General features: G+C 57.9%; 15 protein-coding genes. 12 read left to right on the forward strand and 3 right to left on the reverse strand.

What is annotated here, in order from left to right:
* The first annotated feature begins 65 nt into the window (after positions 1–65).
* The 8 genes from ACYVHT_RS04465 (at position 66) to ACYVHT_RS04500 (ending at position 9,172) form a co-directional block, all read left to right on the forward strand.
* A complete protein-coding gene (locus tag ACYVHT_RS04465; RefSeq protein ID WP_460548396.1) occupies positions 66–737 on the forward strand; it encodes a lipoprotein signal peptidase in 672 nt (223 codons plus the stop codon).
* Positions 738–944: 207 nt separating this feature from the next.
* Positions 945–1,613 (forward strand): lipoprotein signal peptidase, encoded by a 669-nt coding sequence (locus ACYVHT_RS04470; RefSeq protein WP_460548398.1) that lies wholly within the window; start codon positions 945–947, stop codon positions 1,611–1,613.
* A 114-nt stretch (positions 1,614–1,727) separates the two neighbouring features.
* Entirely contained in the window at positions 1,728–2,141 is a 414-nt protein-coding gene (locus tag ACYVHT_RS04475) for an Imm50 family immunity protein (RefSeq protein WP_460548400.1), read from the forward strand.
* 92 nt (positions 2,142–2,233) lie between these two features.
* The gene (locus tag ACYVHT_RS04480) at positions 2,234–4,138 is read left to right on the forward strand and encodes an ABC transporter ATP-binding protein (RefSeq protein WP_460548402.1); all 1,905 of its coding nucleotides are present in this window, start codon (positions 2,234–2,236) and stop codon (positions 4,136–4,138) included.
* 342 nt (positions 4,139–4,480) lie between these two features.
* Positions 4,481–6,961 (forward strand): ribonuclease R family protein, encoded by a 2,481-nt coding sequence (rnr, locus tag ACYVHT_RS04485; RefSeq protein WP_460548404.1) that lies wholly within the window; start codon positions 4,481–4,483, stop codon positions 6,959–6,961.
* A gap of 210 nt (positions 6,962–7,171) precedes the next feature.
* On the forward strand, positions 7,172–8,143 hold the full coding sequence (locus ACYVHT_RS04490; protein ID WP_460548406.1) for a polyprenyl synthetase family protein: 972 nt from the start codon (positions 7,172–7,174) through the stop codon (positions 8,141–8,143).
* 8 nt (positions 8,144–8,151) lie between these two features.
* Positions 8,152–8,802: a rhomboid family intramembrane serine protease gene (locus ACYVHT_RS04495; RefSeq protein ID WP_460548408.1), complete on the forward strand. Its 651-nt coding sequence runs from the start codon at positions 8,152–8,154 to the stop codon at positions 8,800–8,802.
* A gap of 100 nt (positions 8,803–8,902) precedes the next feature.
* A complete protein-coding gene (locus ACYVHT_RS04500) occupies positions 8,903–9,172 on the forward strand; it encodes a PLD nuclease N-terminal domain-containing protein (RefSeq protein WP_460548410.1) in 270 nt (89 codons plus the stop codon).
* Between the two features lie 86 nt (positions 9,173–9,258).
* Here the strand turns inward: ACYVHT_RS04500 and ACYVHT_RS04505 are convergent, their stop codons facing one another.
* On the reverse strand, positions 9,259–9,882 hold the full coding sequence (locus ACYVHT_RS04505) for a hypothetical protein (protein WP_460548412.1): 624 nt from the start codon (positions 9,880–9,882) through the stop codon (positions 9,259–9,261).
* 144 nt (positions 9,883–10,026) lie between these two features.
* Between ACYVHT_RS04505 and ACYVHT_RS04510 the strand changes: the two genes are divergently transcribed.
* Both ACYVHT_RS04510 and ACYVHT_RS04515 read left to right on the forward strand, forming a co-directional pair.
* Complete coding sequence (locus ACYVHT_RS04510; RefSeq protein WP_460548414.1) at positions 10,027–10,893, forward strand: glycerophosphodiester phosphodiesterase family protein; 867 nt, start codon at positions 10,027–10,029, stop codon at positions 10,891–10,893.
* 289 nt (positions 10,894–11,182) lie between these two features.
* Positions 11,183–11,569 carry a helix-turn-helix domain-containing protein gene (locus tag ACYVHT_RS04515; RefSeq protein ID WP_460548416.1) on the forward strand — a complete coding sequence of 129 codons (387 nt, stop codon included), beginning with the start codon at positions 11,183–11,185 and terminating at the stop codon, positions 11,567–11,569.
* Positions 11,570–11,867: 298 nt separating this feature from the next.
* On the opposite strand, the gene ACYVHT_RS04520 is transcribed toward ACYVHT_RS04515, so the two are convergent.
* On the reverse strand, positions 11,868–12,176 hold the full coding sequence (locus ACYVHT_RS04520; protein ID WP_460548418.1) for a DciA family protein: 309 nt from the start codon (positions 12,174–12,176) through the stop codon (positions 11,868–11,870).
* A 73-nt stretch (positions 12,177–12,249) separates the two neighbouring features.
* On the reverse strand, positions 12,250–13,362 hold the full coding sequence (gene recF / locus ACYVHT_RS04525) for a DNA replication/repair protein RecF (protein WP_460548420.1): 1,113 nt from the start codon (positions 13,360–13,362) through the stop codon (positions 12,250–12,252).
* Between the two features lie 73 nt (positions 13,363–13,435).
* On the opposite strand from recF, the gene pdhA reads away from it, so the two are divergent.
* Together pdhA and ACYVHT_RS04535 are read left to right on the forward strand one after the other, a co-directional pair.
* A complete protein-coding gene (gene pdhA, locus ACYVHT_RS04530; protein ID WP_460548422.1) occupies positions 13,436–14,629 on the forward strand; it encodes a pyruvate dehydrogenase (acetyl-transferring) E1 component subunit alpha in 1,194 nt (397 codons plus the stop codon).
* Positions 14,630–14,697: 68 nt separating this feature from the next.
* Positions 14,698–15,471 (forward strand): tetratricopeptide repeat protein, encoded by a 774-nt coding sequence (locus ACYVHT_RS04535; protein WP_460548424.1) that lies wholly within the window; start codon positions 14,698–14,700, stop codon positions 15,469–15,471.
* Positions 15,472–15,599 lie beyond the last annotated feature (128 nt).

Below are 15,599 nucleotides of genomic sequence, written 5' to 3' on the forward strand. Positions count from 1 at the left end.
GTAAAAGGTACAAAAGGACGGTAATAAAACAGGCCGTCGTTCCCGCCACTTTTGGCCCCGTCTGAATGCATCCAACGCTCACCACTCGCCAGCAAAACGCGGCTAAATTCTTCCTGCTGGCGCTGTTCGTCATTGCCTTTGACCAGCTCTCGAAGTGGGCCGTGCACACCTACATGCAGCCCGGCATGGCGGGCGAAATTCCGCTCATTGGCCACTGGGCCAAGCTACACTACACGCTGAACCCCGGCATGGCCTTCGGCGCCGAGCTGCCTGCGCCCTATGGCAAGCTGGTTCTCAGTGGGTTCCGCCTGCTGGCCGTGTTTGGCCTGAGCTACTACATTATCCGCCTCTGCAAGCAGCGCGCCGCCGGCGGCTACATCGCCTGCATGGCTCTCATCCTCGGCGGCGCCGTGGGCAACCTGATTGATTCGGTTTTCTACGGCATTATCTACGACAACGCGCCGTTTGGCTCGCCCACGCGCTGGTTCTACGGCCAGGTCATCGATATGCTCTACGTGGACATCTACGAAGGCTTCCTGCCCCAAAACTGGCCGCTGATAGGAGGGAAGTACGTCTCGCTCTGGCCCATCTTCAACATCGCCGATTCCTCCATTTTCATCGGCGTGGCATTGATTCTGCTCAACCAGAGCCGTTTTTTCAAGCAGGAAGAACCCGTGACTGTGATTGAGAAATACAGCGAGCCGCTGGTAGCTCCTGACTCGGAGAATCTGGCATAACGCCTTTTTCTGCGGGGCTAATGGAGCACTGAATACCAGAACGTCATGTTGAGCGAAGCATAGCGCAGCCGAAGCATCTCTACCGGGGTCGTAATTTCACTCCCCACAACGAAGCGGTAGAGATGCTTCGACTCCGCTGCGCTTCGCTCAGCATGACGTTTTTTATTGCCTTTTGCCCGCCAATTCCGCCCCCGGGCACCCTCTGAAATGCACCCAACGCTCACCACTCGCCAGCAAAACGCAGCTAAATTCTTCCTGCTGGCCCTGTTCATCATCGCCATCGACCAGCTCTCGAAGTATTTGGTGCACACCTACATGCAGCTAGGTTCGGCCGGCGAAATCCCGATTTTCGGCCAGTGGGCCAAGCTCACCTACACGCTGAACCCTGGCATGGCCTTCGGGGCCGAGCTACCCGCGCCCTACGGCAAGCTGGTGCTCACCGGCTTCCGCATGCTGGCCGTGGGCGGGCTGATTTACTACATTATTCGCCTCTGCCGCCAGCACGTGGCAGCCGGCTATATTGCCTGCATGGCTCTCATTCTCGGCGGCGCGGTCGGCAACCTGATTGACTCGATTTTCTACGGAATTATCTACAATAACGCCCCGGTAGGCTCGCCCACGCGCTGGTTCTATGGCCAGGTCATCGACATGATTTTCGTGCCGCTGTACGTGGGTTATTTCCCCAAATCCTGGCCCCTCATCGGTGGCTCGTACAGCAACGGCTTCCCCATCTTCAACATCGCCGATTCGTCCATCTTCATCGGCGTTGCCTTGATTCTGCTCAACCAGAGCCGCTTTTTCAACGAATCGCAGCCCGCCGCCGCTCCCAACGAGCCCCAGCCCCTAGTCGCTGCCGATGCTGAGAAGCTGTCGTAGTAGGGGAGAGGCAGAACGTCGAACGGTAATCGTAGAAGGTCACACTTTAGAACGGTCATGCTGAGCGCAGTCGAAGCATCTTTACCGCTTCGGTGAACATAGAAATTGAACTTCGTGTCAGAGAATCAAAACCCTGCTATCGCTAGAATAACCAATGCCGAAATTGTTCTTGAGCATTTCGGATACTGGCCACGGTTTCATGATGCAGCAGTCGCAAAAGTGACTTTTGAGTCTAATTCTGGTTATTGGCCTTTGGTTTCCTTTGTCATATCTGCATTCGAGATGACGAAAGAGGTTGATGAAACAGGGCATTACAAGCTCACCAAGCAGTGCGATATAGAACTCAATTTTATCGGCGTAGAAGAAATAGAGTTTGACCGTTTCAGCCACCAAAATGTGCTGATGAGCCTAGATTTTGAGGAAAGTGGCAGCTTTATTAAAACTACATTTGATGCTGCTGTCGGCTTAGACGCGGTGATTTTTTCTGAGGGAGTATCTGTAGTGAGCCTTACCCCAACGAAGCGGTAGAGATGCTTCGACTGCGCTCAGCATGACGTTCCTGCGTACTTGACGTTCTTGCGTACCGAAACCACCCCAAACTGCCACCCATAATTCCCTCCGTGCCCAACCCGCTGCTCGCCGTTTCCAACCTCACCATTGACTTCTCCAGCCACCGCGGCGACGTGCGGGCCGTGGACAACGTGTCGTTTGAGCTGAACCGGGGCGAAACGCTGGCCATTGTGGGCGAATCCGGCTCGGGCAAATCCGTGACGTCGCTGGCGCTGCTGGGGCTGATTCCGATGCCGCCCGGCCGCATTGCCAGTGGCGAGGCCCTCTTCCAGTCCGAAAAGCTGGGCCAGACCGACCTGCTGAAACTCGCCGAAACCGACCTGCGCCAGGTGCGCGGCAACGACATCGGCATGATTTTCCAGGAGCCGATGACCTCGCTGAACCCCGTGTACACCTGCGGCAGCCAGGTGGTGGAAGCCCTGCGCCTCCACACCGACCTCAGCGAAGCCGCCGCCAAGGCCCGCACCATTGAGCTGTTCACCGAGGCGCAGCTGCCACGCCCCGAAGCCATTTTCGGCAGCTACCCGCACGAAATCTCGGGCGGCCAGAAGCAGCGCGTCATGATTGCCATGGCCATGGCCTGCCGCCCGGCCCTGCTCATCGCCGACGAGCCCACCACGGCCCTCGACGTGACGGTGCAAGCCCGCATGCTGCGCCTGATTGACGACCTGCGCCGCCAGCACAACACCGCCGTCCTCTTCATCACCCACGACCTCGGGGTGGTGGCCGAAATCGCCGACCGTATTCTGGTGATGTACCGGGGCAAGGTCGTGGAACAGGGGAGGGTGCTAGATATTTTTTCAAATCCGCAACATCCGTACACAAAAGGCCTTTTGGCGTGCCGTCCGCGCCTCTCGGTGGGCAAAAAACGCCTCCCCGTGGTGGCCGATTTCATGCGAGAAGACGCTAGCGGGCAGCTTTTGGCTCAGCCCGAGCCCTTGCTTCCGCTGCCAGATGAGGCACTTGCGGAATCTTCGCCCGAAGTGGAGGCCCAGCAGTTACACGATAAAATCGAAACCGCCAAAACGTTCCCCGTGGAACATGGCGTTTTGGGGGATGTTCCACGCCCTGCCGAGCTTACTTCGGCGCCCATTTCTGCGCCCGTCGTGGCCGCCGCGGCTAGCGGTGCTGAACCGCTTCTCCAGGTTCAAAACCTCCAGGTCTACTTTCCCCTCCGCAAGGGCTTCTTCCGTCGCGCCACCGATTACGTGCGGGCCGTGGACGATGTCAGCTTCACGCTCTACCCCGGCGAAACCATCGGCCTCGTGGGCGAGTCGGGCTGCGGCAAGACCACGCTGGGCCGGGCCCTGCTCCGCCTCACGGAACCAACGGCGGGCAGCATCCTGTTTGAAGGGACCGATTTGGCGAAGCTGTCGAGTGGGGACCTGCGCCGCCGCCGGCGCGATTTGCAGCTGGTGTTTCAGGACCCCTACGCCGCCCTTAACCCGATGCTGACCGTGGGCGAGGCCATTTGGGAGCCGATGCGCGTGCACAACGTGGGCGGCACCCGCCAACAGCAAAAGGCGAAGGTGCTGGAGCTGCTGCGCACCGTGGGGCTGCGCGACGAGCATTTCCAGCGCTACCCGCACGAGTTCAGCGGCGGGCAGCGACAGCGCATCTGCATTGCCCGGGCGCTGGCCTTGCAGCCCAAATTGATTGTCTGCGACGAGTCGGTTTCGGCCCTCGATGTCTCGGTGCAGGCGCAGGTCCTGAACCTGCTCAACGACCTCAAACGTGAGTTCGGTATCACCTATTTGTTCATCACGCACGACCTGTCCGTGGCCCGGTTTATGAGCGACCGGCTGCTGGTCATGCACCAGGGCCGCATCGTGGAAAGCGGCCCGGCGGCAGCCATCTACGCCGCTCCCCAACACGAATACACCCAAGGTCTGCTAGCCGCCATCCCGAAGGACAGCCTGGCCGACATCGAAGCCGCCGTAGCTAGCCGGGCTTAACCGTAGCGTTCCGTAGCGTGGACTCTGCGAGTCCGCGCCTGGGCGAACGACATATCGGCCAACGATGCGCGGACTTGCAGAGTCCACGCTACGGGGTTCGCGTTACTCCGCGCTTGCCTCAATACCTTGCGCCGCCAGACGCTACTTAAGCAGCGCTGACGAAGCTCAAGATTCTGGCGGCTACTACGTCAATCCCAAACCCCGCACGGACTCGCAGAGCCCGCGCTACAACCTCCCGGCCCGGCCCGCGTTTCACTAAGCGGCGCGGCCCAGCCAGCCACTCATTTTTCCGCTCTCGCCGCCTGCGACCAAACCACTTTTCGGCGGCCACTTTTACCCCAAATGAATACCCCCGAAAACTCCCGGGCTCCCCGCGCCAAGCGCGAAAAGCCCGAACCCGCGGCCATCACCCAAGACCAAGTCCTGCGCGTCTTCGCCGACAACCCCACCAAAGTCCTCGCCTACCGCCAGCTCTCGCGCCGCCTCGGCGTCACGACCAAGGGCCAGCGCGAGGAGATTTTTGCCCACATCAAGGTGCTGCGCAAAAACGGCCTCATTACGCTGCTCCAAAACGACGAATACCGTCTTGCCGATGCGGACGCCGTAGCGGCGGCTTTGATGCCGTCCAGCGCTCGAAAATCGGGTAAAAAAGAATCTTCGCCCATCGCCCCGCCCCGCAACCGTTCGGTGCAGGCCGAGTTCGGCCAGGACCCCATTGTGCACCGCCGCCGCTCGGCCGGCTTCGACTACGTGGATGGCGACGACCGCCCCGAGCGCGCCCCGTCGAACACCGTCATTGGCACCGTCGATTTGGCCACGCCCAACTTCGCCTTCGTGGTGCCGGAGGGCACGGGCGACTCCGACGACATCCGCGTGTTCACCGACCAGCTCAAGTTTGCCCTGCAGGGCGACGTGGTGCGGGTGCGCCTGCGCAGCGGCTCGCGCGATGGCCGGCCGATGGGCGACGTGGTGGAAGTGCTCAAGCGGGTGCGCCCCGAAATCGTGGGCCGCATCCAGATTCAGGGCACGCTCGGCTTCGTGAAGCCGGACAACCGCAAGGTGTATTTCGACGTGTTCGTGCCGCCGCATTTGCTGCACGAATCGCGCAACGGCGACAAGGTGCTGGTCCGCATCAACGAGTTTCCGGAGGACAGCAGCCGGCAGCCGGTGGGCGAGGTCATCCGCAACTTCGGCGCGGCCGGCGGCAACGAAGCCGAGATAAACGCCATCATGGCCGAGTTCGGTCTGCCCTTCGAATTCCCCTCCGAAGTGGAAGAGGAATCGGAAGGCATTAGCGAGGTTATCGAGCAGGATGAAATTGCCCGCCGCCGCGACTTCCGCAACATCACCACCTTCACCATCGACCCCGCCGATGCCAAGGATTTCGACGATGCCTTGAGCATTCAGAAGCTGGAAAACGGCCACTGGGAAATCGGCGTGCACATCGCCGACGTCACCCACTACGTGCGCCCCGGCACCGAGCTAGAGCGCGAGGGCAAGCACCGCGCTACCTCGGTGTACCTGGTCGACCGCGTGATTCCGATGCTGCCCGAGCGCCTAAGCAACGGACTCTGCTCGCTGCGCCCGCACGAGGACAAACTCACCTTCTCGGCCGTGTTCGAGCTTGATGAAAACGGCAAGCTCTACGAGTCGTGGTTCGGCAAAACCATCATTCACTCCGACTGCCGCTTCAGCTACGAGGAGGCGCAGGAGCGCATCGAAAGCAAGGAGGGTGACTACGCCGAGGAGATAAACATCATGAACGACATGGCGCATAAGCTGTGTGCGCTGCGCTTCAAGCAGGGGGCCATCACCTTCGAAACCCAGGAAGTGAAGTTCCGGCTCGACGAGAACGGCAAGCCCCTCGGCGTGTACGTGAAGGAGCGGAAGGACGCCCACAAGATGATTGAGGAGTTCATGCTGCTGGCCAACCGCAAGGTGGCCGAGTTCGTGTTCAACCTCAAAAAGACCAAGCCGCGCTTCACCATGGTGTACCGCACCCACGACGCGCCCGAGCCCGAACGCCTCCAAACCTTCGCCCTCTTCGCCCAGAAATTCGGCTACAAGCTCAAGCTCGAAAACCCGAAAAAAATCAGCACCGAGCTCAACAACCTCAGCTCCGAAGTGATGGGCAAGCCCGAGCAAAACGTGCTCCAGGGCCTGGCCATTCGCACCATGAGCAAGGCCATCTACACCACCGAGCCGCTCGGCCACTTCGGCCTGGCCTTCGACCACTACTCGCACTTCACTTCGCCCATCCGCCGCTACCCCGACATGATGGCCCACCGCCTGCTCGAGCACTACCTGCTCGGCGGCAAGAACGTGCCCGTCGAGCCCGTGGAAGAAGAGTGCAAGCACTCCTCGGCCCGCGAGAAGCTGGCGGCCAACGCCGAGCGCGCCAGTATCAAATTCAAGCAGGTCGAGTTCATGGCCGATGAAATCGGCAACACCTTCAAGGGCGTCGTATCGGGCCTGACGGAGCGCGGCATGTACATCGAAATCGAGGAGAATAAGTGCGAGGGCATGGTCCGCATCAGCGACATTCCCGGCGACGAATACGAGCTCGACAAGGACAACTACCGCATCGTGGGCCGCCGCAACAAGCGCATCATCCAGTTCGGCGACGAGATGATGGTGGTCGTAAAATCCGCCAACCTGCTCGACCGCACCATCGACTTTGAGCTGGTCGACGACCGTCCCGACCATGTGAAAAAGCGCGAAGCCGACGAGCGCAAGCAGCGCAACAGTGAGCCCCGCGGCTACCGCGACCACAGCGGTGGGAAGGGTGGCAGCAAAGGCGGGTTCAAGGGCAAGCGGCGGTAAGTTCAGCCGCCGGAACCTCACCCCCGGCCCCTCTCCAAAAGAGAGGGGAGCCTGACGATTTTAAGAGCCCTGACTCAAGCCAGAGTCGGGGCTTTTTTGCTGATACCAGAAACACTGAATTTGCCCTTGTAAGCGCCGCCGTGGCTCCCCTCTCTTTTGGAGAGGGGCCGGGGGTGAGGTTACTCGCGCCTGCCGTTCTTTGCACCACCTATGACCCCAGCCGACTTCCCCGCTAACATCACCGCCGCCTTGGCGCAGCTCAGCTACGGCGAGCAGCCCGATACCCTCTACGCCCCCATCCGCTACATCATGGGCCTGGGCGGCAAACGCATCCGCCCGCTGCTCACACTGCTCGGCGCCCACCTCTTCACCGACAACCTCAGCGGCATCCTCAAGCCCGCCCTGGCCACCGAAGTCTTCCACAACTTCACCCTCCTCCACGACGACCTGATGGACCAGGCGCCCCTGCGCCGCGGCCAGGCCACCGTGCACGAAAAGTGGAACCCCAACGTGGCCATCCTTTCCGGCGACGTGATGCTGGTGCGGGCCTACGAACTGTTCCTGGAAGTGCCGCCCGCGCTGCTCCCGCGCATCCTCGCCCGCTTCAGCCAGACGGCTGCCGAGGTCTGCGAAGGCCAGCAGTGGGACATGAATTTCGAAACCGAGCCCCAAGTCAGCATTGCCCAATACTTGGACATGATTCGGCTGAAAACGGCCGTCCTCCTCGGCTTCTGCCTGGAGCTGGGGTCCCGCCTCGCCGGCGCTTCCGAGGAAGATGCCGAGCACCTCCGCCAGTTCGGTACTGACATTGGCCTAGCCTTCCAACTGCGCGACGACCTGCTCGACGTGTACGGCGATGCCGCCACCTTCGGCAAGCGCGTGGGCGGCGACATTATATCCGATAAAAAAACCTTCCTCCTGCTCTCCGCTCAGTCCCAGGCTAACGCCGCCCAGCAAGCTACTTTGGCCCAACATATAGGCCAGCCCGTGGCCGATGCAGATGCCAAGGTTCAAGCCGTCCGGGCTATCTACGACGAGCTCGAAATTCGTCCTCAGACCGAAGCTCTCATCAACTCCTATTTCCAGGATGCCTTGCAGCATCTGGAGCGCGTAGCGGCCCCTGCCGAGCGCAAAGAACCACTCCACCGCCTCGCGCTCCAGCTCATGGACCGCGAAAATTAATCCTTGCCGTGTTCAGTCCCGTCATCATTCTTATCGGCCTCACGGTCGCCATCTCCGCCTATGCCTGGTCCAAACAGGAATTGTTGGACTCCTGGATAATGTATCCCTACCTCATGGCTCGCTCGTCGGGGCAGTGGTATCGGCTGCTCACCTCCGGCTTCCTTCATGCCGACCTGGGCCACCTGTTCTTCAACATGTTTGCCTTTTATTCTTTCAGCCCCGTGGTGCTGGAAACGCTGGGTGCCGGCTATGGTCAGGGACTGGGACTTGGGCTGTTTTTGCTGCTCTACCTGGGCGGCATCATTATTTCCGATTTACCCTCCTACTTCCAGCACCGCGACGACCGTGGCTATCGCAGCCTTGGCGCCTCGGGGGGGGTGGCCTCGGTTCTTTTTGCCAGCATCCTGCTTTTCCCGGTTGCACCCGATGGCAGTGGCATCATCATCTTCCCCATCCCGTTTCCAATTCAGCCTTTCCTTTTTGGTATTCTCTACCTGGCTTATTCCTGGTACATGGGCCGTCGCCGGGGCGACAACGTCAACCATGATGCCCACTTTTACGGGGCCTTGTACGGTGTTGTCCTTATGCTTGTGCTCATGCCGGCTGCTGGCGCGGGCTTCATCGAGCAAATTAGCCTGTTTGTTAAGTCAAAAATTTGATAATCAGTTCTTTGACTAGTAATAATTGATTCTCTATATCTATTTGCCGGACATTGCGTAAGGAAAGCACGAACTCATTCTTTCACTTCGTTCCTCTCTTATGCATACGCTTCGTCACTTCGCTGCCCGCCTGCCTTTCGCAGCTGGCCTGCTTCCCCTGATGCTGCTTGTCTCATCGTGCAGCCGCTACAATGACAACGGCAGCCTCACCATCATTGGTGTGCTCTACCTTATCCTGGCCATTGCTGCAGTTATCAGTCTGCTCAAGCAGGACTGGGACATCACCAGGAAAATTATCTGGGGCGTTGTTATCTGGTTTTTCCCGGTGCTCGGTTCCATCATTTACTTCCTGTTTTCGGGTCGCAAGTAAGCCCCTGAAACCAGAGCCAGTCAAAAGCAAGAAGCCCCGACCATTCATTGGTCGGGGCTTCTTGCTTTTGACATAAAGTTGAGCCGCTATTGATTCAGCAGCCGCTTCTTTTCCAACTGTGCCACGCCGCGCAGCAGCTCGCTGCTGTTCGTAATCTGGGTGAGCTGCCAGTGGTCGCCCTGCCGGCGCATCTTCACTTCCACTACCATGGTGGTGTCGTAGCGCGGCTGCGTCACCTCCAGGCCCACGAAAGCATTGTCGCCTTCCTCCCGGGTATACTTCACGCCCTTAAACTCGCTGTCCGGGCTCACCACTTTGCTGGCCAGGCCGGTCAGCGAGATATTTACGAGGCGCTTGGGAGCAGCCGCGGCAGCTGCTTCCAGCGAGCCGGTTTCTACGTAGCGCTGCACCTCATTGTGCGCCGCCTTGGCCAGGGCCGGCTTCAGGAGCCGCATGGCCCCACCCATCATCAGGCTACCACCGGGCATCAGCGAAGTCAGCACATTGCCCTGCTGCGCTACGTCGTCCACCAGGTGGGTGGTCACGCTGTTCACGTCCACGTACTTCTCAAAGCTGGTCATGTCGTGCGCTTGCACGGCCGCTGCCGCTGCTATCAGCGCGCCGCTGGGCCCATTTTTCAGGCTCCGGTAGTAATAATAGCCTCCGGCACCCAAAGCCAGTAGCACAACGAGTAGCAGCAGTTTTTTCATGAAAGCGTAAGCAGGCAAAATGATGAGCCGCAAAATTACCCCAAACCACGCGTTTCGGTTCGTAGCTCGTAAATCACAACCATTCACTAACGCATAAATCATGGTTCAGTCTGGCAGCAGCCAGCTTGCTACCTCTCTTCCCCAATGTCCCAACCATTCATGCTCACCAGCCGCTGCACGTTTCACCGCCCCGAAATCCACGGCCACCGCGGTTGCCGCGGCTTACTGCCCGAAAATACCCTCCCATCCTTCCTGCATGCCCTGGCCCTTGGCGTTGATGTGCTGGAAATGGACGTCGTCATTTCGGCCGACAGTCAGGTTGTCGTTTCACACGAGCCCTGGCTAAATCCTCTCATTTGCCTCGGCCCCACAGGCCAGCCCATTGCACCGGAAAGTCCGCCCCGGTTCAATCTCTTTCAGATGCCGTATTCCATTATTCGCCACTGCGACTGCGGCCAGCTACGCCATCCCGGCTTTCCCAATCAGCAGCCCCAACCTGCTTACAAGCCCCTCCTGGGCGAGGTATTGCGTGCTATATCTATCGCCACCCGGCAGCTGGGCCGTGCGCCCGTTCGCTTCTCCATCGAATTAAAATGCCTGCCCGAAACCGACAACATTTATCATCCCGAACCCGCGCAATTCCTGGCCCTGGTGTTGGCTGAGCTAGTAGCGGCTCAGGTCATCCCTCAAACTACCCTTCTCTGCTTTGATGCTCGCATTCTGCAGCTAGCCCACCAGCAACAGCTCGGCCTCGCTACTTGTCTGCTGGCCGAGGAGGAGCAGCCGTGGCTTGCCAGCCTTCAGGCCCTTGGCTTTGTACCCACTGCGTTCGGGCCCAATTTCCGAACCGTTACAGCTGATGCGGTGCAACAACTGCGAACGTCCTACCCCGGCCTGCGCCTCGTACCCTGGACGGTTAATACCGCTGCTGATATGCAGCGGCTCATCGACCTGCGGGTTGATGGTATTACGACAGACTACCCCGATGTTCTTACCCGTCTCCTGGTATAAAATCAGGCACCTTTAAGCCGATACGCAATATCTCGGTGCTTCCTGATTTGATAAGCCCTTTCGTCTAGGATATCAAAGAATACATTATTTGTAAACCATGCTGTACAATGCGTTACAAATCTTATCTGTAACAATGTTTTTTGTAACATGCATTGCTTGTAAATGATACGTTTTTATCAGTGTAACCTTATTGTGTATAGAAACGTTTTGTGTTTTTATTGTTTGAACAAGTTTGTATTATTGAAACGAATCGGACATATTTGCATCAGCGTTACGCAACACTCTCAATATGCCACATCAAGGCGAAATCCTGCAGGAAGCCATCAAAAACAGCGGTATTTCCATTACGCGTATCGTAGAGGAATTGGGCATTACACGTCCGACTATTTATCGTAAATTCAAAGACGAGACAGTTGATTACAGCTTTGTAAAAAAAATCGGCGAAATTATAAATCACGACTTTTCGGAGGATTTTACAATTGTTCAGCAATCGTCGCTTCCATTTGTAACTCCAATTGTTCGCACACCTGTTACAAATAACGTTACACCACGCGTTACGTCCTCCGTTTCAGTTGATTCTGATGCAACTAAACAGTTGTTGGCACTGCAGACCAAGTACATCGCGCTTCTGGAAGCCTACAACGAGCTTTTGCTGAAAGTGTATGGGCCCAAGTGACAGAAATGTTCCACGTGAAACATTTTTGTCTTTTTACAAACTCATTCAAGAGAGGCCCCTGTGGCAAGGATTCGTAGCTGACCGCTGATTGGCACCGGATAGTTGAGCCGAAGAAAAAGGTGTTGGCAGCGCCCGCTATTATTGAAGAGACGGCGGTGCAATCACAAGCGAATGAGCTCAACAGCGCTACGCAATTAAGGAATACGCGCGTTGACAATCGACCTTACTCTGACCAGCGAATGCTGACTCCGATACCGCTCAGGGAAACCAGGGGCAAATCGTGCGGGAGATGGGCGCTCTATAGAAAAATGACCTCGTGAACCACTGTTTCTCCAACCTCAGCATTAATGAGCTCGGCAACGCGGGTTTTAGCCATTAATAGCTCGTGCTTGAGCGGTGCGGAGCTAAGGCGTACAAAGAGCCGGCCCTTGTTCACATATACCTCCTGGGTCTTCAGTGCAACGGCTTTGCCCATCACTCGCTCCCAGCTGGAAACTACGGTTACCTCATTAAGCTTGCCCTGGAGGCGATAAGTTCGCACCAAGGCTTCGAGGCCTTCCTTGAGCGTGATGTCACCAGAGCGAGAAGGGGAGGAGGATTTTTTCACAGAGCTTTTCGAGGCAGAAAATGACAAAAGCATTGTGCTGTTTTCTGTAATGCAAAGGTAGGCAAGAGCCCGGCTAAACGGGTACAACCGTGCCAGCCTGAACCCGAAACCGGGAGATAGGAACCGTGACCCGGGCAAGCGCCTGGTCGGTGCGTTCCAGGTTGGTATCGGTCAGAAAAACCTGGCCGAAAGTTTCGTCAGCCACCAGTTCCAGTAGGCGGGCTATCCGCTTATCGTCGAGGCGGTCAAAAATATCGTCGAGCAGGAGCAGAGGCTTGTGCTGCTGCTTGGCGGCCAGCATTTCAAACTGGGCCAGCTTAAGCGCAATGGCAAACGATTTTTGCTGGCCCTGCGAAGCATGGGTTTTGACCGGCTGCTCACCCATTAGAAAGACGAAGTCGTCGCGGTGCGAGCCGGTGGTGCTGCGCTGCAAGGCAAAGTCCCGGCGTTCGTTCATACGGAGCAGCTGAGCAAAATCAGTTCCTAATAGCTGGGTTTTGTAGGAGAGCGTCACCTCTTCGCGGCCATCGGCAAGCTGCTGGTAATGACGCTGGAATATGGGGACATACTCTTCCAGAAAAGCAGCACGCAGGAGCGTGAGCTGCTGGCCAATTGGGGCAAGCTGCTCGTCGAGCGCCAAAAGATAGTCGCGGTCGAAACCATGAGAAGGCCGGTCGCCCTGCTTGAGTACCGCGTTGCGTTGGCGAAGCAAGGCGTTATAGGAAATAAGCAGCTCCAGAAACTCGTGGTCGAGCTGGGCCATCAGGCTATCGAAATATTTGCGCCGTTCTTCGCTGCCCTGGCGAATGAGGTCGGTGTCGTATGGCGAAATCAATACGGCGGGGTAGCGGCCAATATGGTCGGCCATGCGCTCATAAGACTGCTTATCGTGCGTAACGGTCTTTTTCTGGCCTTGCCGCAGGCTCACTTGGATGGTTTCGTGGCCCGAAGTCGATTCCGATGAAAAATTTCCCTTAACTACAAAGAAATCAGCGCCTTGCTTGATGCATAAGCTGTCGGAAGCAGTAATAGCGCTTTTGGTGAGGGAGAGGTAATGAATGGCGTCGAGCAGATTGGTTTTACCACTCCCGTTGTCGCCGATGAAGCAATTGAGGCCCGGCGATAAACGCAGGGCGGCGTCATCATAATTCTTAAAAAAAAGCAACTGTAGGGAGTCAAGCGTCATAAGGTTCGGTATTGCCAGCAGTTTTACGTAATTTCGCCCTCCCAACGCGAAAATATTTCTTCCTTAACGTGCTATGGCGGATACGAAAGTAAAAGCTGCTCCCAAAAAATCGACGGCCGCAAAGGCTTCCACTGGCGCGGCTGCAAAAGCCACCAAAGCGACCAAAGGAAAAAGCAATGGTGTAGAAACCATTGCCCAGCCCGACCCCGTACTGCCTGGTACCGATAAGCCGACTGCGGCCGCATCGGGCAGCGACACGCCCACGCCCGAAGCTACGCAGCCCTCGTTTCCGAAGGAGACGTATCTGCAGTGGTACGAGCAGATGCAGCTCATGCGCAAGTTTGAGGACAAGGCTGGTCAGCTTTACGGGCAGCAGAAAATTAAAGGCTTCTGCCACCTCTACATCGGCCAGGAGGCCTGCGTAGCTGGTCAGGTATCGGCGCTGGAAAAGGGCGACAAGTACATCACTGCCTACCGCGACCACGCCCATCCGCTGGCGCTGGGCACTTCTCCCAATGCCGTGATGGCCGAGCTGTTTGCCAAAGCCACCGGCTGCTCGAAAGGCAAGGGCGGCTCGATGCACATGTTCGATAAGGAAGTTGGTTTCATGGGCGGCCACGGCATTGTGGGCGGCCAGGTACCGATGGGCGCGGGCATTGCCTTTGCCGAGAAGTATAACAAGACCGGCAAGCTCTGCATCTGCTCGATGGGCGATGGCGCGGTGCGCCAGGGTGCTTTGCACGAAGCCTTCAACATGGCCATGCTGTGGAAGCTGCCCGTGATTTTCGTGATTGAGAACAACGGCTATGCCATGGGCACGTCGGTATCTCGCACCTCGAACGTGACGGACCTCTACAAAATCGGCCTGAGCTACGACATGCCCTCGGAGCCGGTGAACGGCATGCGCGTGGAAGACGTGCACAACGCCGTGGCCCGCGCCGCCGAGCGCGCCCGCGCCGGCGAAGGCCCCACGCTGCTGGAGTTCAAGACTTACCGCTACAAAGGCCACTCCATGAGCGACCCGGCCAAGTACCGCACCAAGGAAGAGCTGGAAGACTACCGCCACCGCGACGCCATTGAGGGCGTGCGCCACACCATCCTCACCAACAACATGGCGACGGAGGCCGACCTCGAAGCCATTGATGAGCGCGTGAAGGCGCAGGTAGCCGAGTCGGTAGAATTTGCCGAGAACTCGCCTTACCCCACGCCCGACGAGCTGTACAAGGACGTGTACGTGCAGGCCGACTATCCCTACATCCACGACTAATTTAATCTGGCCCGCTGGGCTCTATCCGAACTTGTGCACAAGGCCGGATTGTTGAAATACCTTCTGTAATGTCGAAGATTCCATACACTGGCAAAAGCCAGCAGGCCCGCCAGGGGCAGCAAGTAACCCAGAACGTGCCCGTCGACCCGCTGGCACCGGCCGAGGAGTTTGTGCCGTCCGAAAACCCGCTTCTGGAAGACCCGGACGCTCTGGCCGCCCGTCTGGCCGAGTCGGAGGACTTCGTGCGCAACAACCGCAACATTCTGCTGGGCATTCTGGCCGTGGTGGTGCTGGCGATTGTGGGCGGCTTCGGCTTCTACACCTGGCGCAACCAGCAGGACGACAAGGCCCAGGCCAGCATGTTCCGCGCTGTGAACAACTGGGAAGCCGATTCGCTGAACAAAGCCGTGAAAGGCGATGGCAAAGCGCCCGGCCTGACCACCGTAGCCAACGAGTATGGCAACACGAAAGCTGGCAACCTCGCCAATTTCTACGCCGGGGTAGCTTCGCTCAAGCAAGGCAAATTCCAGGAAGCCCTCGATTACCTCGAAGACTTCAGCTCGGATGATTACCTGGTGCAAAGCCGTGCCTACGCGCTGATGGGCGACGCGCAGCTGGAACTCAACAAGCCCAAGGAAGCCGCCGACCTCTACGCCAAGGCAGCCGACCACAACGCCAACGAATACTTCTCGCCCGGCTACCTGCTGAAAGAAGCCGTGGCCCGCGAAGCGGCCAAGGACAATGACGGTGCTCTGAAAGCTTACGACCGCATCATCAACGAGTATCCCACGGCGCAGGAAGTATCGGAAGCCCGCCAGTACAAAGCCAAACTCGAAAAATAAACCACTGATTATCATGGCTTAGCTGTGGTTTCGCTGGTTCCGGATTGCGCTTCTCCAAATGTGGGGAAGCGCAATTTTTTTGAGCCGACTGCGTAAAGATGATGTAATCAGCCCGCGCTGGAAGCAGT

It is taken from the genome of Hymenobacter daeguensis, from assembly GCF_054780555.1.